Origin of the sequence: Microbacterium sp. K2, from assembly GCF_051365005.1 — a bacterium.
Lineage (GTDB): Bacteria > Actinomycetota > Actinomycetes > Actinomycetales > Microbacteriaceae > Microbacterium > Microbacterium foliorum_B.
In genome coordinates, this window is record NZ_JBLWII010000001.1 from 1,050,589 (window position 1) to 1,074,138 (window position 23,550).

General features: G+C 69.3%; 19 protein-coding genes and 1 pseudogene. 10 read left to right on the forward strand and 10 right to left on the reverse strand.

All coding sequences use genetic code 11. From position 1 onward, the window contains the following. Positions 1-46: 46 nt before the first annotated feature. Positions 47-1,768, reverse strand: a complete 1,722-nt coding sequence (locus ACLKOY_RS05295; protein ID WP_436452741.1) for an ATP-dependent helicase — start codon at positions 1,766-1,768, stop codon at positions 47-49. Next, positions 1,765-2,664, reverse strand: coding sequence for an NAD(+) diphosphatase (gene nudC / locus ACLKOY_RS05300; RefSeq protein WP_436452742.1), 900 nt, complete (start codon positions 2,662-2,664; stop codon positions 1,765-1,767). The genes ACLKOY_RS05295 and nudC overlap by 4 nt, the downstream gene beginning before the upstream one ends. 64 nt (positions 2,665-2,728) lie before the next feature. On the opposite strand from nudC, the gene ACLKOY_RS05305 reads away from it, so the two are divergent. Next, positions 2,729-4,060, forward strand: coding sequence for a phosphotransferase (locus ACLKOY_RS05305; RefSeq protein WP_436452743.1), 1,332 nt, complete (start codon positions 2,729-2,731; stop codon positions 4,058-4,060). On the opposite strand, the gene ACLKOY_RS05310 is transcribed toward ACLKOY_RS05305, so the two are convergent. Further along, positions 4,006-7,455 carry a UvrD-helicase domain-containing protein gene (locus ACLKOY_RS05310; protein WP_436454095.1) on the reverse strand — a complete coding sequence of 1,150 codons (3,450 nt, stop codon included), beginning with the start codon at positions 7,453-7,455 and terminating at the stop codon, positions 4,006-4,008. The two genes, ACLKOY_RS05305 and ACLKOY_RS05310, sit on opposite strands and share 55 nt — an antisense overlap. Then, entirely contained in the window at positions 7,452-10,685 is a 3,234-nt protein-coding gene (locus ACLKOY_RS05315; protein ID WP_436452744.1) for an ATP-dependent helicase, read from the reverse strand. The genes ACLKOY_RS05310 and ACLKOY_RS05315 overlap by 4 nt, the downstream gene beginning before the upstream one ends. 186 nt (positions 10,686-10,871) lie before the next feature. Here ACLKOY_RS05315 and ACLKOY_RS05320 point away from each other — a divergent pair, with 186 nt between their 5' ends. Both ACLKOY_RS05320 and ACLKOY_RS05325 read left to right on the forward strand, forming a co-directional pair. Then, complete coding sequence (locus ACLKOY_RS05320; RefSeq protein ID WP_053095596.1) at positions 10,872-11,096, forward strand: DUF3107 domain-containing protein; 225 nt, start codon at positions 10,872-10,874, stop codon at positions 11,094-11,096. A 7-nt stretch (positions 11,097-11,103) separates the two neighbouring features. Then, positions 11,104-11,391, forward strand: coding sequence for a hypothetical protein (locus ACLKOY_RS05325; protein ID WP_436452745.1), 288 nt, complete (start codon positions 11,104-11,106; stop codon positions 11,389-11,391). Between the two features lie 10 nt (positions 11,392-11,401). Here the strand turns inward: ACLKOY_RS05325 and ACLKOY_RS05330 are convergent, their stop codons facing one another. Continuing rightward, complete coding sequence (locus ACLKOY_RS05330; RefSeq protein WP_140036652.1) at positions 11,402-12,115, reverse strand: ferritin-like fold-containing protein; 714 nt, start codon at positions 12,113-12,115, stop codon at positions 11,402-11,404. A gap of 167 nt (positions 12,116-12,282) precedes the next feature. Between ACLKOY_RS05330 and ACLKOY_RS05335 the strand changes: the two genes are divergently transcribed. Continuing rightward, positions 12,283-13,806, forward strand: a complete 1,524-nt coding sequence (locus ACLKOY_RS05335; protein WP_436452746.1) for a DEAD/DEAH box helicase — start codon at positions 12,283-12,285, stop codon at positions 13,804-13,806. 98 nt (positions 13,807-13,904) lie between these two features. On the opposite strand, the gene ACLKOY_RS05340 is transcribed toward ACLKOY_RS05335, so the two are convergent. Further along, the gene (locus ACLKOY_RS05340; RefSeq protein ID WP_436452747.1) at positions 13,905-14,780 is read right to left on the reverse strand and encodes a PHP domain-containing protein; all 876 of its coding nucleotides are present in this window, start codon (positions 14,778-14,780) and stop codon (positions 13,905-13,907) included. Between the two features lie 88 nt (positions 14,781-14,868). Here ACLKOY_RS05340 and ACLKOY_RS05345 point away from each other — a divergent pair, with 88 nt between their 5' ends. From ACLKOY_RS05345 to ACLKOY_RS05355, 3 genes are read left to right on the forward strand one after another with little or no spacing between them, the layout of a single operon-like run. Continuing rightward, complete coding sequence (locus tag ACLKOY_RS05345; protein WP_436452748.1) at positions 14,869-15,891, forward strand: endonuclease/exonuclease/phosphatase family protein; 1,023 nt, start codon at positions 14,869-14,871, stop codon at positions 15,889-15,891. 37 nt (positions 15,892-15,928) lie between these two features. Further along, complete coding sequence (locus tag ACLKOY_RS05350) at positions 15,929-17,350, forward strand: aminopeptidase P family protein (protein ID WP_436452749.1); 1,422 nt, start codon at positions 15,929-15,931, stop codon at positions 17,348-17,350. Positions 17,351-17,359: 9 nt separating this feature from the next. Further along, positions 17,360-18,196 carry a phosphotransferase gene (locus ACLKOY_RS05355; protein WP_436452750.1) on the forward strand — a complete coding sequence of 279 codons (837 nt, stop codon included), beginning with the start codon at positions 17,360-17,362 and terminating at the stop codon, positions 18,194-18,196. Positions 18,197-18,199: 3 nt separating this feature from the next. On the opposite strand, the pseudogene ACLKOY_RS05360 reads toward ACLKOY_RS05355, so the two are convergent. The 4 genes and pseudogenes from ACLKOY_RS05360 to ACLKOY_RS05375 form a co-directional block, all read right to left on the reverse strand. Further along, positions 18,200-18,313: pseudogene (locus ACLKOY_RS05360) on the reverse strand (VOC family protein); the annotation flags it as partial. Positions 18,314-18,394: 81 nt separating this feature from the next. Continuing rightward, on the reverse strand, positions 18,395-19,048 hold the full coding sequence (locus tag ACLKOY_RS05365; protein ID WP_436452751.1) for an alpha/beta hydrolase family protein: 654 nt from the start codon (positions 19,046-19,048) through the stop codon (positions 18,395-18,397). Then, on the reverse strand, positions 19,048-19,761 hold the full coding sequence (locus ACLKOY_RS05370) for a DUF4870 domain-containing protein (protein WP_436452752.1): 714 nt from the start codon (positions 19,759-19,761) through the stop codon (positions 19,048-19,050). Before ACLKOY_RS05370 ends, ACLKOY_RS05365 begins: the two co-directional genes overlap by 1 nt. Then, complete coding sequence (locus tag ACLKOY_RS05375; RefSeq protein WP_436452753.1) at positions 19,761-20,519, reverse strand: general stress protein; 759 nt, start codon at positions 20,517-20,519, stop codon at positions 19,761-19,763. Before ACLKOY_RS05375 ends, ACLKOY_RS05370 begins: the two co-directional genes overlap by 1 nt. Before the next feature lie 100 nt (positions 20,520-20,619). On the opposite strand from ACLKOY_RS05375, the gene ACLKOY_RS05380 reads away from it, so the two are divergent. From ACLKOY_RS05380 to ACLKOY_RS05390, 3 genes are read left to right on the forward strand one after another with little or no spacing between them, the layout of a single operon-like run. Beyond that, positions 20,620-21,885 (forward strand): magnesium transporter MgtE N-terminal domain-containing protein, encoded by a 1,266-nt coding sequence (locus ACLKOY_RS05380; RefSeq protein WP_140036642.1) that lies wholly within the window; start codon positions 20,620-20,622, stop codon positions 21,883-21,885. Further along, positions 21,885-22,430, forward strand: a complete 546-nt coding sequence (locus ACLKOY_RS05385) for a DUF1003 domain-containing protein (protein WP_436452754.1) — start codon at positions 21,885-21,887, stop codon at positions 22,428-22,430. Before ACLKOY_RS05380 ends, ACLKOY_RS05385 begins: the two co-directional genes overlap by 1 nt. Then, positions 22,427-23,545, forward strand: coding sequence for an Mrp/NBP35 family ATP-binding protein (locus tag ACLKOY_RS05390; protein WP_436452755.1), 1,119 nt, complete (start codon positions 22,427-22,429; stop codon positions 23,543-23,545). Before ACLKOY_RS05385 ends, ACLKOY_RS05390 begins: the two co-directional genes overlap by 4 nt. Positions 23,546-23,550: the final 5 nt, after the last annotated feature.

Consider the following 23,550-nt stretch of genomic DNA (forward strand, 5'->3'; position numbering starts at 1 on the left):
GCACGGCTCCTCGCGGAGACATCGTCAGCGGGCTCGTTCATCGAAGTCAGCGGCGATGGTCGGCGCGAGTGGCGTTCGGTGACATTTCACGAAGAATGCCGGTGCCGCGAGCAGTCGTTCCCATCTCTGCCAGGAACCGCGACGGCGCCCGCTCCCCTCGCCCCGCTGAGCGCGACCACGACAGCGAGAGAGTACGCGCGGCCCGCGTGACGCCGACGTAGGCGAGGCGGCGTTCTTCATCGATCGCCTCGAAGCCGGTGGCGTACGAGATCGGAAGGGCGCCCTCCGCCCAGCCTGCGAGGTGGACGTGCGGCCATTCGAGACCCTTGGCGGCGTGCAGGGTCGAGAGCGTCACGGTGCGCATCGTGGGCTCGTGCTGGTCTTTCGCCCGCGCCATGAGCGCATCGCTGAACGTGCGCAGGTTCTCGTCCGGCCCGGCGTCCTCGGCGAGACGCAGGATCGCGCGCCGAGCCTCCCATCCGTCGCGCTGCGCACCGCCGGCTGCGGGCGGCTCATCGGAGAGCCCCAGCTCGCGAAGGACGCGTTGCACGCCGGGGAGGAATCCCTGCTCCGTCGGAGCGACGGCTGCTGCCCGCAGCGCCAGGATCGCCTGACGCACCTCCGGCATCGCGAAGAACCGCGTTCCGCCCAGCACCGATGTCGGGATCCCCTCTGCGGCGAGCGCCTGTTGCAGCACGGCGGATTGCGCATGGGCGCGATAGAGCACCGCGATCTCCGAGGGCGGGGCCCCGGCTTCGATTCGCGCCGCCACGGCAGCGGCGATCCCCTCGGCCTCGTCGCGCTCGGAGTCGTACGCCGTGACCGTGGGCGATTCCGCGTTGAACGTCTCCCTCGCCGGGATGAGCTCGAGCGCACCCGGCCGGCCCTTCATGAGGGCATTGGCCGCTTCGAGGATCGGCGCCTGCGAACGGTAGTTGGTCTCGAGCCGCACGACCGTGGCATCCGGATGCCGCCGCTCGAACTCGAGCAGGAATCGCTGTTCGGCTCCGGCGAACGAGTAGATGGTCTGGCTCGCATCGCCGACGACGCAGATGTCCTTGCGATCGCCCAGCCAGAGTTCGAGCAGTCGGTTCTGAAGCGGCGAGACGTCCTGATACTCGTCGACCGTGAAGTGGCGATACTGCTCGTGCACGGAGGCGGCGACGCGCGGTTCCGCCTCGAGCATGCCGGCGCATGCCAGCAGCACGTCCTCGAAATCGAGTTGACGCCGCTCGTCCTTCAGCGCCTCGTAGCGCTGCTGCAGCTCGACGAACTGGGCGGAGTCGATTCCGCTCATCGTCCGACCGAGCAGCGAGTGCTGTTCGATCGAGAGCATCGACACCTTGCGCCATTCGATCTCCGAGGCGATGTCGCGGAGAGTCGCCGTGCTCGGGCGCAGACGCATCGAGTCCGCGGCCTGACCGAGCAGCCTCACCTTGTTGTCGATGATCGACGGAGCGGGCGAGCCGGCCAACGTCGGCCAGAAGAAGTTGAGCTGGGCGAGCGCGGCGGCATGGAACGTGCGTGCGGCGACGCCCTCGACGCCGAGGGCCCTGAGGCGCCCGCGGAGCTCCCCCGCCGCCTTCGCGGTGAAGGTCACCGCCATCACCCGTGACGGCGAGTACGCGCCTGTGTCGACACCATGCGCGATTCGGTGCGTGATCACACGGGTCTTGCCCGTCCCCGCGCCGGCCAGCACGGCGACAGGACCGCGCAGAACGGATGCCGCCTCCCGCTGTCGATCGTCGAGGGCTTCGAGCGCGCTCACGCGCGCTCCTCGAACCAATCGAGGATGAGTGCACGCGCGATCGATGCGGGTCCAGGCAGGCCGACCGGTCCGTCGCCGGCAAGGGCGGACCCGATCTCGTCGCGGGTGAACCAGCGGACGTCGATGATCTCCTCGCCGTCCGGGCGCAGCACGTGGTCGTCGAGCGCCACCGCGCGGAACCCGAGCATGAGCGAGCGCGGGAAGGGCCAGGGCTGAGACGAGACGTAGCGCAACGACGCCAGACGAACGCCCGATTCCTCTTCGAGCTCCCGGTGCACGGTCGACTCCAGAGACTCACCCGCCTCGGTGAATCCGGCGAAGCAGGAGTACATCCGTCCGCCCCAGTTCGCGTTCGCGCCGAGCAGGAGTCGTTCGCCGTCCGAGCTCTCGACCGCGACGATCACCGCGGGGTCCGTGCGCGGGAAGTGCTCGCGCCCGCAGACGATGCATCGGCGCGACCACCCGGCCTGACGCACCTCAGTCCCTCCCCCGCAACGCGGGCAGAACGGCGCATCCCGAAGCCAGCCGCCGAGCGCGAGGGCCTCGATGAGCAGCTCGGTGTCACCGGAGCTGAGACGCGCTCCCAGGTCGCGGAGACCCAGCCAGACCTCATCAGGAGTGGTGTCGACGGTGTCGCCCTCGGGCGGCAGAACGGCGAGAAGCACGGCAGTCCCGTCGCCGTCGCGACCGAGGAGCGCCCAGGTCGCGTCGCCGATTTCGGAGGCGGGAACCCGCAGCAGCGTGGCCGGATCGAGCTCGGCGCCGGAGATACGCACCCGACCGTCGCGGACGGCGATCACCCTCGTCGCCTCCTCGGCGCGGAGCCGATCGAGGATCCCTGGTTCGACACGCAGATCTGCGGCGCGGTCGAGGGAAGTGCTGCTGTCGGCGATCATCGGCTCCCTCTCTCACGGGCGTGGCGGGAGCGGGACCGCCCCCTCGTCCACCTACCCTGGAGGCATGGGACGCTCTCCATTCACTCTAGCCGCGGCGGTGACTGCCGCACTGCCCGGCGCCGAGGTGACCGGGGCGCGCGTGCTCAGCGCCGACGGCGACGGACGCTTCGACTCCGCCGTCGCCACCCTCGCGGACGGACGCGAGCTCGCGATCCGTGTGGCCGACGACGATGAGACCTCGCGAGAGCTCGCCGCGGAGGCCCTCGCGCTGAGGGCCCTGACGGCCGGGGCGCGGGCGATGCTGCCCTTCAGAGCTCCCGAGTACATCGGCGAGACCCGACTCGCGGACGCACACGCACTCGTGACCGAGCTGCTTCCCGGATTCCAGATCGAAGCGGCGATGGTGCCAGCCGGGCGAGGCGCCGCCGAGTCGATGGGCGCGGCGATCGCCGCCGTGCACGCGCTCCCCACATCGGTCGTGCGAGGCGCAGGGCTGACCACTCGGTCTGCGCAGGAGAGCCGCGACGAACTCGCTCGACTGGTCGACGTCGCCGCCTCGACCGGGCGCGTCCCTGCTCGACTCACGGTGAGGTGGCGCGACGCCATCGCCGACGACGACCTCTGGCGTTTCGAATCGACCGTCGTGCTGGGTGGAGTGCAGTCGACTTCGTTCATCTTCCGCGACGACCCGGAGCTCGGCCCCGAGGTCACTGGACTCATCGGATGGCATTCGCTGGCCGTGGGCGATCCGGCGATCGATCTGTCCTGGCTCTCGACCGCCCCTGACGCGGCAGAAGACGTGCACGCCTCGTACGCGCGCGCCGCCGATCGCGGCCCGGACGCCGCACTCGAGGTGCGCGCTCGGCTGCTCGCCGAGCTCGAGTTCGCACGCTGGCTGGTGCACGGCGACTCGTTGCACCGGCCCGACATCGTCGACGATGCTGCGGCTCTTCTCGAGGCTCTCGCCGAGGGACTGCACAGCGACGACCTCGGCGTGATCGCGTCGCGCAACGAGGGTGTCGAGTCTGCTCTGGATGCGCTCGACAGAGTGCCGGCGAGCGCCGCATCAGGCGTCGACACATCGATGCAGACCGACGCATACAACCCGAACGACCTCTGGCACGACGACAGCGACGCGCAGAGCACGAGCGATCTCAGCGACGTGGCGGATGCGGCCCGTCGCGCCCAGCTGGGTGGTCTCGAGACCGAGGACCTGTCCGGGGTGCGCGATCAGGTCTCGGAAGATCTCGGTGCCGTGCGGAGCACGGCCGACGACACCCGTCAGACCCGCGCGTCCGAGAAGGCGGATGGCTCCGACGAGGGTTCGCCTGAGGATGAAGCTCAGCGAGCCGCGCGGGCAGCGCTCCAGCGCTGGAAGAGCTCCGACTCGGTGTAGACCCGGTCGCCGCGGATGACGAGGTCGTCTGCGACGTAGTAGAGCGCGACGTCGATCTCGTCGAGCGGCACTCCGAATCGGCGATGGTAGGCGAGGCGGTACAGCGCGAGCTGCAGCATCCGCTCCTCCCGCTCCTGCGGTGTGCGCGGAGCCTTGCCCGTCTTCCAGTCGACGATCTCGATGCGCCCACCCCGATCCTCGCGACGGTAGACCGCGTCGAGCTTGCAGATGACGATGTGTCCGTCATCGCCCGGCAGCGCCCCGCCGCCCAGCGCGAAGTCGATCTCGATCTCGACCGCGATGGGTCTGAGGGATCCCCATTCGCTGGCCTCGAAGATCTCCTGGAGCGTCGAGAGGTCGGCGGCATCGGCAGATGAGACCTCCGCTGCGCCGACGGCCTCACTGAAGGAGAGGTCGTCTTCGTCGATCTCCCAGAGTGCCTCGTCGACACGCTGACCAGCGCCGACCAGTTCGCTGCGTCGCTCGACCCACGCATGGAACAGCGTGCCGAGGCGAGTCTGCCGATAGGGCCGCTCCGGCATCGGGCGGACGATGGACGACACCGTGCCGCGGAAATCGGTGACGTAGTCCTTGAAGCGAGAGGCGGGCACGCGTGTCGGCGGTGGCGCATCGGCGCCGCGAAGTCGCGCGGCGCGCTCCGCGAGCAGACGGACCAGCTCCGGGGAGGCCACCGGGTCACTCTCGGCTGCAGCGCGCACGGCTGCGGCCGCGGACTCGACGACGCCTCGCCGAGCACCGAGCGGGTCGAGTGGCCAGGTGAGCGTTGCACCCGGACCGTCGTACGGGTTCTCATCAGGATCCACGGGCTCGATCTGCCCTCGCCCGAGCACCTCCATCGCCTCGATCAGATAGGGGCTCGGCGCCTTCGGCTGCTTCTGCCCCGCCCAGTGCGCCCCGTTCAGGAGCAGATGGCTGCGCGCCCTGGTGACGGCGACGTAGGCCAGTCGACGCTCCTCTTCCTGCTGGTACTCGCGATAGGCGTCCTTGAACACTGTGATCGCACCAGGTGCCGTCTTGCTCCTGCTCGTCAGCGATGCGATCCCGGCCTTCAGCCTCTTGGCAGGATCGAGCTCCTCGTCAGAGGGAGGAATCCAGCTGAACGTCGGGAGCGCCGCACTGTCGCCGCGCAGGGCGAACGGCAGCACCCCGAAGCCGAACCAGCCCGAGGTGTCCGTCGGTCGCGACGGCAGTTCGCCCTCGACCATGCGCACCACGGCGACCGCATCCCACTCCAGCCCCTTGGAACCATGGATGGTCAGAAGCTGAACCACGCCCGGCTCCGGCGGCTCCGGGCGCGGCACCAGCTCGTCTGTGCTCTCGGCCTTCTCGAGCCAGGCGAGGAGGCTCGAGATGGTCCCGCGCTCGTCAGCCGCGAGGAACGAGCGGACCTCGTCGGTGAACGCACGCAGCTGGGTGGCCGCGATGCGGGCCGGCCCCCTCGTCTCGTTCGCAGCGAGCTCGATGTCCAGACGCAGCTCGAGCTCGATGAGCCTCAGCAGGTCGGGAAGCGGCAGCGAGGAGGCCCGACGGAGGCGTTCGAGCATCTCCCCCGCCGCGCGTATGCGAGAGCGCCCCTCTGGAGTGATGCCCGACAGAAGGCGGTAGTCGTCGCTGAGGCCTCGGAGCACATCGACGGCGTCGATGATCGACAGCGCCTCGTCAGCTCCGCGCGACGCGCGGATGCGCTTTCGAAGTTCGTCGTCCAGCGGCAGCAGCCCGCTGTCCCGCCGGGAGAGCTCCGCCGCGAGCTCCTGCAGGGCGGCCATATCGGCGACCCCGACCGAGAACCGGGGGCCGACGAGGAGTCGGATCAGCGCAGAGCCGGCGGTGGGATCGTGCAGTACCCGCAGTGTCGAGACGACATCGACCACCTCGGGCGTGGCCAGGAGGCCGCCGAGGCCGAGGATCCGGTGGGGAATGCCCTGAGCGGCCAGGGCTGCCGCGAAGGTCTGCATATGGCGCTTCGATCGGAACAGCACGGCGCCGGTGTGCGGCTTCGCGGGGTCGTCGTGTGCCGCACGACGCGCAGCGAACCACTCGGCGACCGCGCGCGCCTCCTCGTCGACCGTGAGCGGGAAGCTCACCTCGACCGACCCGGCGCCCGCACCCGGACGAGCCTCCAGGGGTGGCACGTCCAACCCCGGTCTGCGCAGAGGACCGAGGATGCGGTTGGCGACACCGAGGATGCTCCGGTCGTTGCGCCAGCTCGTCATCAGGCTGTAGTTCCCGACCGTCTCATGCTCGGAGAAGGTCCGCGCGAAGGCGTGGAGGTTGTCTGCGCTGGCACCCCGCCATCCGTAGATCGACTGGTGGGGATCCCCCACCGCCATCACGGCGGAGTCACGGAAGAGCCGAGCGAGGAACTGCGTCTGGATCACAGAGGTGTCCTGGTACTCGTCGAGCAGCACGACCTGATGCTGCTGTCGCAGGTCGTCGCGCACATCGGGTGACGACTCCACGATGTCGTAGGCACCGCTGACCTGGTCGGCGAAGTCCAGCACACCGCGTCGCTCCTTCTCGGCGATGTAGTCGCGCACCAGAACCGACAGGGCGGGAAGGGCGCGCAGGTTCGCCGCCGCGGTCGCGATCTCCCCATTGCTCAGGTACGGATCGAACGCCTCGGCCTGACGCATCGCGATCCGATCCGCGCGGTCGAGATCGACCCTGTGGTCGAGAGAGTCGCCGGCGAGTCGCTGAACCGCGTCGACCACTCCCGCCACCGATCGGTCTATCTCCTCGAGCTCTGGCAGGTCGGCGCGCAGCACGACGTCGCGCACCAGCATCCACGACGCCGCCTGGCTGAGCATGGCGACGTCGGACTCGCGGCCGATGCGCGCCGCGTGCTCTCGCACGATGCCGTCCGCGAACGCGTTGTACGTCGACACCTTCGGGCGGATCAGAAGGTCTTCGGCCGATGGCGGGGTCGAGTCGCCCGCGGTCCCGAAGCGCTCCGCGAGTTCGTCGAGCACCTGTGATCTGACGACCTCGCGCTGACGGCCGTTCGCGGCCTTCGACACGCGATCGAGCGCGTGGCTCGCGACGATCTCGGGCAGGTGCGGCAGCAGCCCCCTTCGTCCGTATTCGTCGATGAGCGCCAGGCGGATGCCGATCCGCTCCGCGAGTTCACCCGCGGCTTTGCGCGTGAAGGTCAGCCCGAGAATCTGATCGCGACGCACATGCCCGTTCGCAACGAGCCAGACGACGCGACCGGCCATCGTCTCGGTCTTGCCACTGCCCGCTCCCGCGACGACGAGGGCCGGTGCGGGTGGCGACTCGATCACCCGCTGCTGCGCCTCGGTGGGTGCCGGAAGGCCGAGCGCGGCGGCGACGTGCAGTGCAGAGATCCCGTTCCCCGCTCCGGTCCACGCCGTCACGCGCTCACCGCGGCGACGGTGTGGATACGGCACGGCTGGACGCGCCACTGGGTGTCTGCGCAATGCGCCTCGACGTGGGCGGTGAAGCTCGAGGCAGACATGCCTCGAGCGGCGTCGGCGATGCGTCCGAGGAACTGCACCCGCTCTTCACCGGCGAGAGTGTGCTGGTGCGCGACGCGGAAGTCGCTCCCTGCAAGGGTCTTGGCGACCAGGACGAGCCGTGCACCGGCGAGAGCCGCCGGATCCGCTCCTGCGATGAGACCCTCCTGCACCGCCACCTGGTATGCGGCGAGCTGCGCGTGGTCGGCCACCTTCTGCTCGCTCTCCGGCTCGTACTTGCCCGTCTTCAGGTCGACGACCACGACTCGCTCTCCTCCCTGCGCATCGGTCATCCGCGTCCATCTCTGCCCTCGGGCCTTCGCGTGCTCGCCGCCCCCGGCGGTGTACGCCTCGACCCTGTCGATGAAACCGTGGACGATCGCGTGATGCGGGTGGGGGTCGGGCTCGGTGGGTGCCGCGCGGACGGTCGGCGGAGTTCCGATCTCCTCGGGGACCTCGACCGCGAACCGGAACTCGACCTCGCCCGCGATCACACGACCGCCCTCCTCGGCGACGTCCGAAAGGTAACTGTGCAGTCGATCGATGTACAGGTCGGCCCGACGGCGCTCCTTCCTGCCGATCCAGGCCGTCTCGAAATCGAGCTCGGGCCAGTGCTCGGCGAGGACCTCACGCAGGCGATCGAGTTCTCCCTCAGGCACCTGCTCCATCGCTTCGTGGATGATCGTGCCGATCCCCGCCGACGGCGGCATCACGGTGTCACCCCCGAGCGCAGAGACCGCCCAGTTCAGCTCGCATTCCTCGAAGGACTCCATGCGCGACGGCGACACCCGGGCCGCGTCGACCGTGAGGTCGTGCAGCGGAGCGTCGGTCGTCGGCGGAGTCACGCCGTACCACTCGGAAGGGTCGGCGCCCGGCACACCCTCCCTCGCGAGCACCGCCAGCTGGGCTGACGCGTGGTCTCTCGCGACAGGAGAAGCAGAGGTCGTCAGCACCCGGCGATGCCGCGCGACGAGGCCCCGCAGAGTCAGAGGATGCTCCGCCGAGGCATGCAGCTCCGGTGGATCGGGGGGTGGGAGGAATCCGAAGAACGGGCTGGGCGTCAGGTCGTCGTCGTCGACCGCGGTGATCAGGAGTCTGCGACGGGAGCGGGAGATCGCGCGAACGAAGAGACGCAGCTCATCGTGGAGGGCCGCGCGCCTGCGGTCGAGCGTCTCGGGCGGGTTCTCGGCCGTGCCGGTGCGGGCGGCGAGCAATGCATCTGCGAGACGCCAGGTCTGCAGCATCCCACCACGCAGTCGCACGTTCGGCCAGATGCCGTCCTGCACTCCGGCCACCACGACGGCGTCGAACTCGGTGCCGAGCGCGGTCGCCGGCGTGAGCAGGGTCACCCGACCCGGCCGATCGGGACTCGAGAGGGAGTCTTCGGGCACCTCGCTGTCGAGGATGTCGCGCACGAACACCTCCGGCTTCTCGTTCGGGGTGCGCTCGACGAACCGCTTCGCCGCACCGAACAACGACACGAGAGCGTCGAGGGCCCTCGCGGTCTCCGCACCGCTCGGCTGCAGCGACATCTCACGCCACGCCACCTGGAGCTTGCGTCCGTCGACTGCCCTGGACTGATCCCAGACCCTCCACAGGAGATCGTGGATCGTCTCGCCCGCGGCCGCCGCGGTGGCCACCTCGGCGACGGTCGAGGCGAAGCGTGCGGCCAGGCGGGATTCCTGCGCGTCGATGAGAGTGAAGTGATCAGGCGATGCCAGTGCCTGACGCAGGAGTTCCCGAGCAGGCGTGGAGCCGCCGAGGTCGAGCTCGATATGACGCAGACGTGCGCGAAGGCGCCGGAGACCGATCGCGTCCATGCCTCCGAACGGAGTGCGGAGGGCCTCCTCCCAGTCCTGGGGGGTCCGGTGATCAGACGGAGTGAGGGCCAGGCGCACGATGCCGACGATGTCGCGCACGATCGGCTCGGAGCCGAGGGGGCGCTGCACACCCGCGGCCCTCGTCGGGATCTCGCGTGCCGCGAGCTCGGACTCGAGCTGTGTCACCTGGCGGGTGTCGTGCGCGATCACGGCGATGCGATCCCAGGGAACATCGTCGGTGAGGTGCCATTCGCGCATGACACCGGCGATACGGTCGAGTTCTTCGTGCGGCGACGGCGCGACGAAGGTGCTGACGTCGGTGGGGACGCCTGGAGCCCGGGCCTCGAGCGGTTCGGGGGCGCGCCGGTGGTCGACGCGACCTGATGCCCCGATCGCCTGCGTGACGGTGCGGGTCAGGGAGGTGAGATCGGGCACCTGCCGGTGAGGCCTGTCGAGGACGTGCACCTCGCCGAGCGCGGCCGCGAGCTGAGCGAACAGCTCCGGGCTCGCTCCGCGGAACGCTCCCGAGGAGATGTCGGGATCGCCGAACGCGAGCACCGCCGTACCTCGCGCGCGCAGCGCCTCGACCACCGCGATACCGCCGCGTGTGAGCTCTTGCGCGTCGTCTATCAGCACCACCCGGAGATCAGCGAGGGGGCCGAGCGCGGCCGACTCCGCCGTCTGCAGGATCATGCGCGCCTCGGCGAGCAGGTCTGCGGCGTCTCGGTGGGATGCCCGCGCCAGATCGAGCACCGCGCGGTACTCGACGAGGAAGTCGGCGACGGCCGACCACGCGGCATCGTCGGCCGCGCGCAGCTCGTCAGGCTGTGCGCCGAGCTCGACGCACTCGGCGAGGAACGCACGGAGCTCGGAACGGAAGTCCTTCGATGCCCGGACCGCGGGGCTCAGCGCCTGCGGCCACTCGATGCGGCCGTCTTCCGCATCGCCCGCGAGCAGCTCGGCGATCAGTCGGTCCTGGTCTGCCCCTGTCAGCAGGGCCGGCGGCTCTGCTCCTGCGCGCACCATCGCTCCGCGCACGACCTGGAAGGCGAACGACCCGAGCGACCGCGCCAGCGGGCCGGGAGTGGCCTGACCGATCCTGACTCCGATGCGGTCGCGCAACGCGGTGGCCGCCTGCCTGCTCGGTGTGAGGACGAGGAGCTGCTCCGGACGCATCCCGACGGTGTCGAGCAGATGCACCACGCGCTCGGTGAGCGTGCGGGTCTTGCCGGTGCCCGGCGCCCCGATGATGACGCCGGATGCCGACGCGTCTGCGCCGATCACGGCGTTCTGCGCGGCGTCCTCTGTCATGTCCTCCACGCTACTGCGGCGCACGGACATCGCCGCCCGCCGCCCGCCCCCGACGCTGTGCGCTCAGGGCGAAACCGGTCCGATCCGCGGATCCCGTCGTCCCGCCGCCCGGTAGAGTTGGGCGCAGTCGTCGGCCCCCGAGGTCGACTCGATCACAGCATCGTCGACTGGAAAACAGGAGTACGCGTGGAAATCCGCATCGGCATCATCAACACCGGCCGCGAGCTCAGCTTCGAGACCGCCTCGAGCGCGGACGAGGTCCGCACGCAGGTCTCCTCGGCTCTCGAGCAGAACACCTCTCACCTGAGCTTCGCCGATGTGAAGGGCAACTCCTACCTGGTTCCGACCGCGAACCTCGCCTACATCGAGCTCGGCACCGAGGAGTCTCGTCGCGTCGGCTTCTTCGCCTGACGTCACGATGTACATCCTCCTCGCTCTCGTCGGAGCGTGCGTGCTCGGCATCGCGGCCCACTACATGATCGGTGGCCGCGAGCTGCGCGGGGTCGCCCTGACGCCAGCGATCGCCACAGCCCTCGCCGCCCTCTTCTACACGGGCCTTCAGTGGCTCGGCGTCGGAGAGGGAAGCATCTGGCTGTGGGTCGCGAGCATCGTCGGCTCCGTCGTCATCGCAGCAGGGGCCACCGTCGCGATCGTCGCCTCACGCCGCCGGTCCGACACGTCGGCCAAGGCCGCACTCGGCATCTGAGCGCCTCGGTCTAAGAGGCGAGACCCATCGCATCCATGCGGCGGGCGTGCGCCCCCATGAGCTCGGTGTAGACCAGCTCGACGCGGTCTTCGCTCATGGCGGCGAGTTCGGGCTGCCGCAACGCCGAGCGGCACACGAGAATCGTGTCCCCCACCAGGCGGCGCGCCCACATCGAGAGCAGCGACCGCCATTCGCCGTCTCCGTCGATGGTCTCCTGGATGATCGCGACGATCTCGTGGCGCGCATCGTCCTCAGCGAGGATGGCCGCCACCCGCTCGCCGGTCTCGCCGTAGCTCGAGGCGAGGGCGAAGTAGAAGTCGTCCAGCATGCCTGCGGTGATGTAGACGGCCAACAGAGTCTCGCGCGGACGCGCCCCGATCGTCTTGCGACGGAAGGCGTCGAGATTCTCGCGGAACGGGAGCATGAGCTGCGTCGGATCGTCACCGCGCTCGGCGATCAGGTCGACGATGGCCCGATGCTTCGTCAGCGCGGCACCGGCCGCACGAGACAGGGATTCCTTCTCGGAGAGCTCGGGCGTCGCCCTGATCAGTCGGGTGAGTGTCTCGAAGTACCCCAGCTGCAGGTACGCGGCCTGTCCGAGGAATCGTGGCAGCTCAGGCGCGAGTTCGGCGAAGTCGACACGCGTCGCCGCGCCTTGATCCCCTCGACTGCGCAACGTCAGTGTGCGCCGGGGCGTCCTACGCTTCCAGAACCAGTTCACCACGGGGTTCACAATACTCGGACGAAGGGGTCCTTCCGGGCGCCACCACCCCCTCGGGTAGGCTGTCGGTGTCCCCGCCGTCGGAGCGGGGCCCGCGCCTGTGGCACAAAGACGGCGTGGATCCGTGAACGTGGCGATCCTCGCAGGTCGCCGGACAGGCAATCTGAACATTGACAACCTTCGCTGATCTCGGAATCGATCAGGACATCATCGACGCACTCGCCGCCAAGGGCATCGTCGACGCCTTCCCCATCCAGGAGCAGACCATCCCCCTCGGCCTTCCCGGCCAGGACATCATCGGCCAGGCCAAGACCGGCACCGGCAAGACCTTCGGATTCGGCATCCCCGTCGTGCAGCGACTGGGGCTCGACCCCGAACACGGCGTCAAGGCGCTCATCGTCGTTCCCACCCGCGAGCTCGCGGTGCAGGTGTACGAAGACATCGACCTGCTCACGAGCAACCGCTCGACCAGCGTCGTCGCGATCTACGGCGGCAAGGCCTACGAGGGTCAGATCGACCAACTCAAGGCCGGCGCGCAGATCGTCGTCGGCACGCCGGGTCGTCTCATCGACCTCGCCGGCCAGCGCCTGCTCGACCTGTCGAACGCGACCGAGGTCGTCCTCGACGAGGCCGACAAGATGCTCGACCTGGGCTTCCTCGCCGACATCGAGAAGATCTTCCAGAAGGTCCCCGCAGTGCGGCACACGCAGCTGTTCTCGGCCACCATGCCCGGCCCGATCGTCGCGCTCGCTCGTCGATTCATGTCGAACCCGATCCACATCCGTGCCAGCGACCCCGATGAGGGCCTCACCCAGGCGAACATCAAGCACCTCGTCTACCGGGCGCACTCGCTCGACAAGGACGAGATCATCGCCCGCATCCTGCAGGCCGAGGGCCGAGGCAAGACCGTCATCTTCACGCGCACCAAGCGTGCCGCGCAGCGTCTGGTCGACGAGCTCAGCGACCGCGGATTCAACGTCGGCGGCGTGCACGGCGACATGGGCCAGGATCAGCGCGAGCGCTCGATGGCGGCCTTCAAGGCCGGCAAGCGGGATGTGCTGGTCGCGACCGACGTCGCCGCGCGCGGCATCGACGTCGACGACGTCACCCACGTCATCAACCACACGATCCCCGACGAGGACAAGACGTACCTGCACCGCGTCGGCCGCACCGGGCGCGCGGGCAAGACCGGCATCGCCGTGACGTTCGTCGACTGGGAAGACCTGCACAAGTGGGCGCTGATCAACCGCGCCCTCGAGTTCGGCCAGCCCGAACCCACCGAGACGTACTCGTCGAGCCCGCACCTCTTCGAAGACCTCGACATCCCCGCCGGCACGAAGGGCCGCCTCGTGTCGGCACCGAAGACGCAGTCGGTGAAGACCGAGCGGACTCCGCGCCCGGAACGTGCAGCAGACGTCGCGGCGGAGGGCGCGGACGAGGGCGGCACGCGTCGCCGTCGGCGTCGTCGGGGCGGTTCGACCCCGGTGGGTTCGACGTTCGCAGAAGGCGCTTCCGAGGAGCCGGCCGATGGGTCGCAGTCCGCTCCGTCAGCCGATCGCAGCGCCGAGGGCGCCGGCACCCATGACGGCGCAGGCAAGGAGCATCACGACGGCAAGCCTGCCCCGGCGCGTCGTCGCCGCCGCCGTCGTGGTGGCTCGGGCGGCACAGGAGCAGCTCCGGTCGCCGGAGCCTGATCGACCTCAGAGGGGGCGGATGCTGCAGCAGCGGCATCCGCCCCCTCTGCTGTCTCGCCCGGGCACCGCTCAGGAGGCGGCCCGCGGAACGACCGCCGTCAGGCGTAGCGCGGTGCGGTTCCGGTCGCGCGCTCGATGAGTCGCTGCACCATCTCGTCAGAGGTGGTGTTCTCGCCGGGCAGGTTGGGTTTTCCGGTGCCGTGGTAGTCGCTCGAGCCGGTGATGATCAGGTCGTGCTTCGCCGCGATCGTATGCAGCGCCTTCTTACCCGCCGCGGTGTTCTCGCGGTGGTCGATCTCGAAACCGCCCAAGCCGGCGGCGATCAGCTGCTCGATGAAATGCAACGGCATCATGTGGTCGCGTCCGACCGTCGCGGGGTGCGCGATGATCGCCACTCCTCCGGCGTCGGTGATCAGACGCACCGCGGTGAGCGGGTCGGGGGCGTAGTGCGGTTCGTAGTAGCCCTCGCGCGGGTGCAGGATCCCGTCGAACGCCTCGGTACGATCCCGGACGATCCCCCGAGCGACCAGAGCGTCGGCGATGTGCGGACGGCCGACCGTCGCGTCCAGGGTGGTCTGGGCGAGCACGTCGTCCCAGTCGAGGTCGTAGTCGCGACCGATGCTGCGGACGATCCGCTCGGCTCGCCCGATCCGATCACCTCGGATCCGATCGGTCTCAGCTCTGAGCGCCCCGTCGAGCGGATCGAACAGGTAGCCCAGCACGTGCACGCTGCGCCATTCGTGCTTCGCCGAGAGCTCCATGCCGGGGAGGAACGTCATCCCGAGCTCGGCAGTCGCCGCTGCCGCCTCGTCCCACCCCGTGGTGCGGTCGTGGTCCGTCAGCGCCATCGTGCGCACTCCGAACCGCTGCGCCTGACGCACGACCTCGGCGGGCGCCTCAGTGCCGTCCGAATGATTCGAGTGCATATGCAGGTCGGACGGACCGGCGAAACGGCGGGAGCGAGCGGAGGCCATGCTCCGAGCGTACCGACGACGGCAGACCCCGGTCGCGCATGCCCGTCGCTCTAGGGACTTCACAGCGAGGACTTCTAGGCTGGAGGGGATGTTTCGACTACTGGGGATCCTCTTCACCGTGCTGTTCGCGATCGCGACGGCAGTCGTGGTGTGGCCGCAGTTCTTCCACCTCGAGCAGACCTTCCCGTTCGCTCAGATCGTGGCCGCCCGTGGAGTGGTGCTCGCGGCATTCCTCGTCATCGCGGCGCTGTCGCTGCTCCTCCTCCTCGCGAAGCCATTGCGCGGCTTCGCGGCATCGGTCCTGATCGTCGCACTGCTCGGGGCCGGGGCGACCGGAGCCATCGGCTTCCTGCGCGGGTTCGGCGCAGACACGCTCCCCGCCCCCACCGATTCGAGCCTCCGCGTGCTCACCTGGAACACCGCCGGCGACGAGGTGTCCGCCGAGGAGATCGCCCAGGAGATCCTCGATCGAGGCGCCGACATCGTCGCGCTCCCCGAGACCACGGAAGCGGTCGGCGAGCAGGTCGCCGTGCTGCTTCGTGATCAGGATCACCCGATGTGGGTGCACCACGTGCAGTTCAAACCCGACGTCGTCGACGGTCCGAAGTCGTGGCACACGACTGTCCTGGTCTCCCCCGACCTCGGCGAGTACTCCGTGATCGCGTCGTCGGAGGACGGCTCGAACAACACCGGCTCGGTGCCCAGTGCGGTGCTGATGCCGGTCGATGGCACAGGTCCGACGATCGTCGCCGTGCATGCTGTCGCACCGCGCATCGACGACATGGCGCAGTGGCAGAGCGATCTGCGCTGGATCGCCGACCAGTGCCCCGCGGGCGACTTCATCCTCGCAGGAGATTTCAACGCGACGATCGACCACATGGCGGGGCTCGGCGTCGACGGCGGCGACATGGGCTACTGCCGCGACGCAGCCACCCGATCGGGCAACGGATTCAGCGGAACCTGGCCCAGCTCGCTGCCGGCACTGCTGAGCACGCCGATCGACCACGTCATGGCATCGCCCAGTTGGACGACGACCGGATCGGTCGTGATCGGCGGCGGCGGTGGCAGCGATCATCGTGGCCTCGTGGTGCAGCTCGAGCCCGCAGGCTGACATCCCGCGGTCGTCACGCAGGTGACAGACTGGAGGGATGAGCACCGCAGAACGCGACACGATCGCAGAGCCCACCACTGAGACCCCCGTCGAAGCCACCACCACGAACCGGAAGCAGCCCTTCCCCCGTGGGTTCCTCGACACGATCTCGACCGGATGGGCTGAGCGCCCCGAGTCGATCCCCGCTCCCCGCGCACAGGCGCCGTTCGCTGCTGTGCGCCGCGCCGCCGTCTCGGCCGCATTCCCCGGCAAGCGCCTGGTCATTCCGGCCGGGTCGCTCAAGCAGCGCAGCAACGACACGGATTACCCGTACCGCCCCCACTCTGCCTTCGCGCACCTCACCGGCTGGGCATCGGATGCCGAGCCCGACTCGATCCTCGTGTTCGAGCCGACCGACTCGGGCCACGATGTGACGCTGTACTTCCGAGAGCGCGCCGACCGCACCACGACCGAGTTCTACGCGGATGCCACCGTCGGAGAGTTCTGGATCGGTCCGCGTCCTTCGCTCGCCGGGGTCGCCGCAGACCTCGACGTCGCGACCGACCACCTCGAAGAGTTCTCGAACGTCCAGGGCGAGCTCGTGCTCGAAGAGGACGATGACCTCACCCGCTTCGTCTCTGAGCTGCGCCTCGTCAAGGACGAGTTCGAGATCGCTGAGATGCGCCACGCCGTCGACATCACCGCACAGGGCTTCGAAGACGTGATCCGTTCGCTTCCCGAGGCGATCTCGCACGCCCGAGGCGAGCGGGTCGTCGAGGGCGTCTTCCATCGCCGCGCTCGCGAAGACGGCAACGGCGAGGGCTACGACACGATCGCCGCATCCGGTCCCCACGCCTGCTACCTGCACTGGACCCGCAACGACGGAACGGTCGTGCCCGGAGACCTGATCCTCGTGGATGCCGGCGTCGAGGCAGACAGCCTCTACACCGCGGACATCACCCGCACCCTGCCGGTCTCCGGCACCTTCACCGAGGTGCAGCGCCGGGTCTACGAGACGGTGCGCGAGGCCGCGGATGCCGCGTTCGCCGCCGCGCGGATCGGCGTGCGCTTCCGCGAGGTGCACGAGGCCGCCATGCGCGTGATCGCCGCCCGCGTCGCCGAGTGGGGTCTGCTTCCGGTGACCGCGCAGGAAGCGCTGGACGCGGATGCCGGTGGACAGCACCGTCGCTACATGGTGCACGGCACGTCGCACCATCTGGGCATCGATGTGCATGACTGCGCTCAGGCCCGTCGGGAGATGTACTACGACGGCATCCTCGCCCCCGGCATGGTGTTCACGATCGAGCCCGGCCTCTACTTCCAGATCGACGACCTCACCGTGCCCGCGGAATACCGCGGCATCGGAGTGCGCATCGAAGACGACATCCTGATGACGCAGGACGGTCCGGTCAATCTGTCGGCCGACATCCCGCGCACCGCCGACGAGGTCGAGGCCTGGATCGCTCGCGTCCAGAGCTGAACCCGCTGCGTGCACGAGGGCCAGCTCGTACTCACCGAGGAGACCGCTGCGCGAGTGATCGCGCAGCGGTTTCCGGTGCTCGCCCACCTGCCGGTCGAGCGCGTACGCACCACGGGCACTGTGAACACGATCGTCCGAATCGGCGACGACTTCACGGCTCGGTTCCCCCTCGTCACAGAATCGGCAGAGACACTCGCCGCTGAGGCTGCGGCGATGGAGGAACTCGCAGACGTCTGCGTCGTGCCATCGCCCCGCTCTCTCGGCATCGGTGCGGCGACGCCGGAGTATCCGTCGGCGTGGTCGGTGCAGACGTGGGTGCCGGGCGAGACAGCGAGCCATGACCTCCACGCGACATCCGACCCCCTGGCCTGCGAGGTCGCCACGCTGATCGCGTCGCTCCGGGCCGCGGATGTGCGCGGGCGCAAGTTCGACGGCCGGGGTCGTGGGGGCGTCCTCTCTGATCACGACGAGTGGGTCGCGCTCTGCATCGAGAGAAGCGCCCACCTGGTCGATGCGGCCCGAGTGCGTCGCCTGTGGCGCGCCCTGCGCGACCTCCCGCGCTCCGGCCCGGACGTGATGAGCCATCGCGATCTCACCCCGTTCAACCTGCTGGTCTCGGGCGATCGCCTGGCCGGCTGGCACCTGTTCGACGCGCCTCGCCGGCGCCTCCTCCGCGAGCACGTCGGAGCCTCGGATGTCGAATGGCAGCGGGCCGCCGGGTGGGCGCTGCAGCAGGCGATGGGACTCGGCTGGTACTACGAGGACTCGAATCCTGCGATGAGCGCTCTCGGGCTCTCCACGATGCGCCGACTGCTCGACGACGCAGAGCTCACGTCGCTCGGATGATGTCTACGCGGGCGGATCCGCGACGATCTCGACCTTGAACCCCTGGGCGTTCTCGACCCACCCGGCATAGTGATCCGGCCCCCCGGCGTGCGGGTACCGGTCCTGATACAGCGGGCGCCGTGCCGTTCCAGCAGCAACCCCAGCTGCCCGAGGCTTCATCGATGTCGGGTACCCAGATTTCGATGTGGTGCAGGCCCTTCACGAGTGCTGCACGAAGTCCGCGACGAACGGTGCGAGCGACGCGCCGATCTCGGACGGTGGGCGCTTGCGCCCTTTCACCTCGAAGGTGTGACCGCCGCCTTCGATCCAGATGACCCTCGCGTCCTGACAGGTCGAGACGACTTCCTCGAACTGCGTCACCGGCTGGATGAACGGATCGTTCGTGCCCTCGATGAACAGCTGCGGAACACTGATGGCCGGAAGGTGCTCGGCCCGAGGCTTCTCCGGCTTGCCCGGCGCGTGCAGCGGGTACCCCAGGTACGCGAGCCCGTCGACGGAGAGTCCCTGCGCGACGGCCATGGATGCCATCCGCCCGCCGTAGGACTTGCCGGTCGCCCAGATCGCCGCAGCCGGGTCCTGCTCGCGCGCGAAGGCGACCACGGCGTTCCAGGTCGCGATCGCGTGCGTCGCCGGCCCCGGCATCCGACGCCCCTGCTCGACGTACGGGAAGTTGAAGCGCAGCGTGGCGTGTCCACGGGAAGCGAGCTCTTCGGCGAAGCCGGTGAGGAAGGGGTGGTCTTTGCCGGTGCCCGCGCCGTGCGCGACGATCACGGTCGATCCGCTGTCGCCTGCCGACCAGTCAGCCGAGACGGCGGTCGGTCCGGCGGGCAGATCGACGACGATCTCGACCATCAGGCGCGCAGGTAGGGAATCGCGAACGGTACGCGCATGACCTTGCCGCTCGAAGCCTTCACCATGCCCATGATGACCAGGACGACATGGAAGACCGACAGCGCGAAGTAGATCGTGATCGGAATGCCGATGGGGTAGAACCCGCTCGACGGAGAATCGGCCGTGAGTGAGAACAGGATCACGAAATGCGAGATGAGCAGAACCGTCGACACCAGCAGATATGTGAGCCCCCAGTTCGCGGCCGCCCGAGCGTTCTCACCGGCCACGCCTCCGAAGCGACGCGACGAGCCGCCGCTGACGGCCATGGCGATCCCTGATGCGAATCCGCCCACGAACGGGAACGGCACCAGGATCAGAAGGCCGAGCGCCCACGGGAGCAGGCCGCGCGGTGGCACGGCGGCGGGATAGGTGCCGGCGGGGTAACCCTGCGCCGGATAGCCAGGTGCCGGATACCCCGGGGAAGGAGGCGTCTGCGGCGGGGCGTATCCGGCCGGCTGCTGCGGCGCCGGAGCGTGACCAGGAGCTGCGGGCGGAGCGTATCCCGGCGACAGCGGCGCAGGCTGCTGGGCATAGCCCGGGGCCTGGGGCGGAGCGTAGCCGTACACGGGCGCCGGCGGCACCGGCCCCTGTGCAGGAGGCGCAGGAGGGACGGGAGGCACCGCGGGGTGCACGGGCGTTCCAGAGGAGTCGGTATCGCGCTGTTCGTCGGACATCAGATGGTTCCCGCCGAGGTGGGCGGAAGACCGGGCTTGCCGGGGTCGGGCGAGTCGATCGGAGGTGCGGTAGGAGGTGCGGTGGGATCCGCGGGGCGCGGCGGAACCGTCGGCTCTTCGGGAACGGCCTCAGGGCCGCCGAGCGGCGGGGTCGGCCCGGAAGTCGGGTCCTCCGGCGAGATGGGAGGCGCTGCCGGAGGTGCAGGGGCAGGGGCGGGCTGGCCACCGGGGGCGATGCGCTCGCCGTACCTCGGCGGCTCGTCCAGGTCGACGGGCGCCCGCACCGGCGCAGGCTTGGCCGCGCCCAGGGCGAGACGCGCCTTCGCGAGTGACGTCGACTGCACTCGCACCTCGTAATGGTCTGCGGCGAACTGCGTGACGCTCGCGAAGTCGCGGCGTCGGCGCACGATCGCGTAGGTCACGAGGCTGAGGAGCATGCCGAGCGCGACGCCGATGAAGACGAACCCGACGAAGAGCTGGATCGGCACCTCCGGGTTGCCGATCACGAGGATCGCGGAGAGGAAGAGGCCGATGAGCACGCCGTTGATCGCTCCCGATCGTGCCGCGGCGGCATAGCCGAGTCGTCCCGTGATGCGCTCGACCGTGCGGACGCTCTGCCCGATGATCGCGATGTCTCGGGCCGGCACCTCCTGGGCGATCAGTTTGGACACCGTCTTCTGGGCGCCTTCGTAATCGCGGGTCGAGGCGACGATCTCGCCCTCATCGCGGCTGTCAGCTGGACGGTTCAGCATGCTCATCCCGCCATTGTTCCATGCCTTGTGGTGACAGGGCCGGGAGTGTGTCCGGCCGCGGCCCCGCCGGGGGCCGCAGGAGTACCCCGCGCACTACGCTGGACGAGTGAGCACACAACGGGTATTCGCCGCGCGCCTGGCAGGCTGCGCCGTCTTCGATCCCGTGGGCGACCGGCTCGGCAAAGTCCGAGATGTCGTCATCGTGTACCGAAGTACGGCCGCTCCACGCGTCATCGGCCTCGTGGTCGAGATCCCCGGGCGGAGACACGTCTTCCTGTCGATAGGCCGCGTGACGTCGATCCGTGCGGGCCAGGTCATCAGCACCGGACTCATCAACGTTCGCCGCTTCTCTCCCCGTGCCGGCGAAGTGAGGGTTCTCGCAGAGCTCCTCGGTCGACGGGTCAGCCTCGTCGACGGCACCGGCACGGCTGTCATCGAAGATGTCGCCATCGAGCCGAACCGCCTGGGTGAGTGGGCCGTCAGCCAGCTCTTCCTCCGTCGCCCCAAGACCAGCGCGTCGCCGTTCGCCAAGGGCCCGACCACCTTCGCCGCCTGGAGCGAGGTCGCCGAGCAGCACTCCCCCGGCGAGTCGCAATCGGCCGAGCAGCTCGTCGCCTCCTACTCCGAACTGCACGCCGCCGACCTCGCGAACACTCTGCTCGATCTGCCGCAGCAGCGAATGATCGAAGTCGCAGAGGAACTCTCCGACGATCGCCTCGCCGACGCCCTCGAAGAGATGCCCGAGGACGAACAGGTGCACATCCTCGACCGCCTCGGCGACGAGCGAGCCGCCGACATCCTCGACCAGATGGAGCCGGACGACGCCGCGGACCTCCTCGCCCAGCTGCCGCCGAATCGCCTCGAGCAGCTGCTCGAGCTGATGGAGCCGGAAGAGGCCGAGGACGTCAGGATGCTGCTGCGCTACGGCCCCGACACCGCCGGCGGTCTCATGACCCCCGAGCCGATCATCCTCTCCGCCGACGCCACCGTGGCCGAGGCGCTGGCGCTCATCCGGCGTCACGAGCTGCACCCCGCCCTTGCCGCAGCCGTGTTCGTGACCCTGCCGCCCTTCGAGACGCCGACAGGCCGACTGCTCGGCATGGTGCACTTCCAGAGGATGCTGCGCTACCCGCCGCACGAGCGTCTCGGCGCGATCATGGACGACAGCCTCGACCCCGTGCGCGTCACCGCCTCGGCGGCCGAAGTGGCAAGGATGCTCGCGAGCTACGACCTCGTCTCGCTTCCGGTGATCGACGCCGCCCATCGTCTGGTCGGCGCGATCAGCATCGACGACGTCCTCGACTACCTGCTGCCCGACGACTGGCGCACGCATGACAGCGACGAGCCGTCGGTCCCGAAGGAGGTGCGCTGATGCCTCGCTCTCGCTCTCGCTCCCCTCGGCTCGACGCCCCGCTCGGCCGCGGCACCCCTCGGCAGCGGCCGACGTCACGCGACCGCTTCGGCCGTTTCACGGAGTGGGTCGCTCGCGCCATGGGCACCCCGGCGTTCCTGCTGATCCTCACGCTGTTCTGCGTGCTCTGGATCTGCTGGAACACCCTGCTGCCCGACCACCTGCGCTTCGACGACGCCGCGCTCGGCTTCACGGCTCTCACCCTGATGCTCTCGCTGCAGGCGTCGTACGCCGCCCCTCTGATCCTCCTCGCGCAGAACCGCCAGGACGACCGCGACCGCGTGCAGATCGAGCAGGATCGCCAACGTGCCGAGCGCAACCTCGCCGACACCGAGTACCTCGCGAGGGAGATCGTCGCACTGCGGATGGCGCTCGAAGAGCGCAACAACCAGGTCGTGACGCGCGATGTGCTGCGCCACGAGCTCAAGTCGCTACTCGCAGAGCTCGGCGAGCAGGACGACGAACCGGCCGAGCGACGCCCCCGCGGTCGCTCCACAACATCATGAGCTCAGCCGACTCCGTCCGAGCCGCCGTCGCCGCAGTGACCGACCCCGAGCTGCGACGACCCATCGGCGATCTCGACATGGTCAGAGAGATCAGCGTCGATGGAGCGCACGCGAACGTCGCGATCGTGCTGACGATCGTGGGCTGTCCCGCCGCGGCTCGCATCGAATCCGATGTCCGCACCGCGGCCGCTTCGGTGCCCGGCATCACCGAGGTGGACGTCGAGGTCGGCGTGATGACTCCCTCCGAGCGCAAGGCGCTCACCGAGAAGCTGCGCGATGGGCGGCCTCCTCGCCAGATGCCCTTCGGCCCGGACTCGCTCACACGGGTGATCCTCGTCTCGAGTGGCAAGGGCGGCGTGGGCAAGTCCACCGTGACGGCGAACCTCGCCGTAGCGCTCGCCGCTCAGGGGCTCTCGGTCGGTCTCGTCGACGCCGATGTGCACGGCTTCTCGATCCCCGGGCTCCTCGGCATCCCCGCCGGAACCCAGCCCACGCGCATCGACGACCTCATGCTTCCGCCCGTCGCCCACGGAGTGAAGACCATCTCGATCGGCATGTTCCTCCGCGACGGCGAGGCTGTGGTCGCCTGGCGCGGACCGATGCTGCATCGCACCGTGCAGCAGTTCCTGACAGACGTGTTCTTCGGCGATCTCGACATCCTGCTGATCGACATGCCTCCCGGCACCGGCGACATCGCCATCTCGATCGGGCAGCTGCTGCCCCACGCTGAGGTGTTGGTCGTCACGACGCCGCAGGCGGCAGCATCCGACGTGGCGATCCGCAGCGGGCTGGTCGCTCGCCAGACCGGGCAGCGGGTGATCGGGGTGGTCGAGAACATGGGAGCCCTCACCCTTCCGGACGGCACCGTTGTCGATCTGTTCGGGTCAGGAGGCGGTGCAGCCGTGGCCAGTGCGCTGTCGGAGACGCAGTCCGTGCCGCTGCTGGCATCGATCCCCCTCAGTCCAGCGCTGCGTACGGGAGGCGACGACGGGGTTCCCGTGGTGCTCAGCGCCCCCGACGATGCGGCGGCCGTCGCGATCCGCGAGCTCGCAGGTTCCCTCGCCACTCAGGGGCGCGGCCTCGCCGGTCGTTCGCTCCCGATGACCCTGGGCTGAGACGA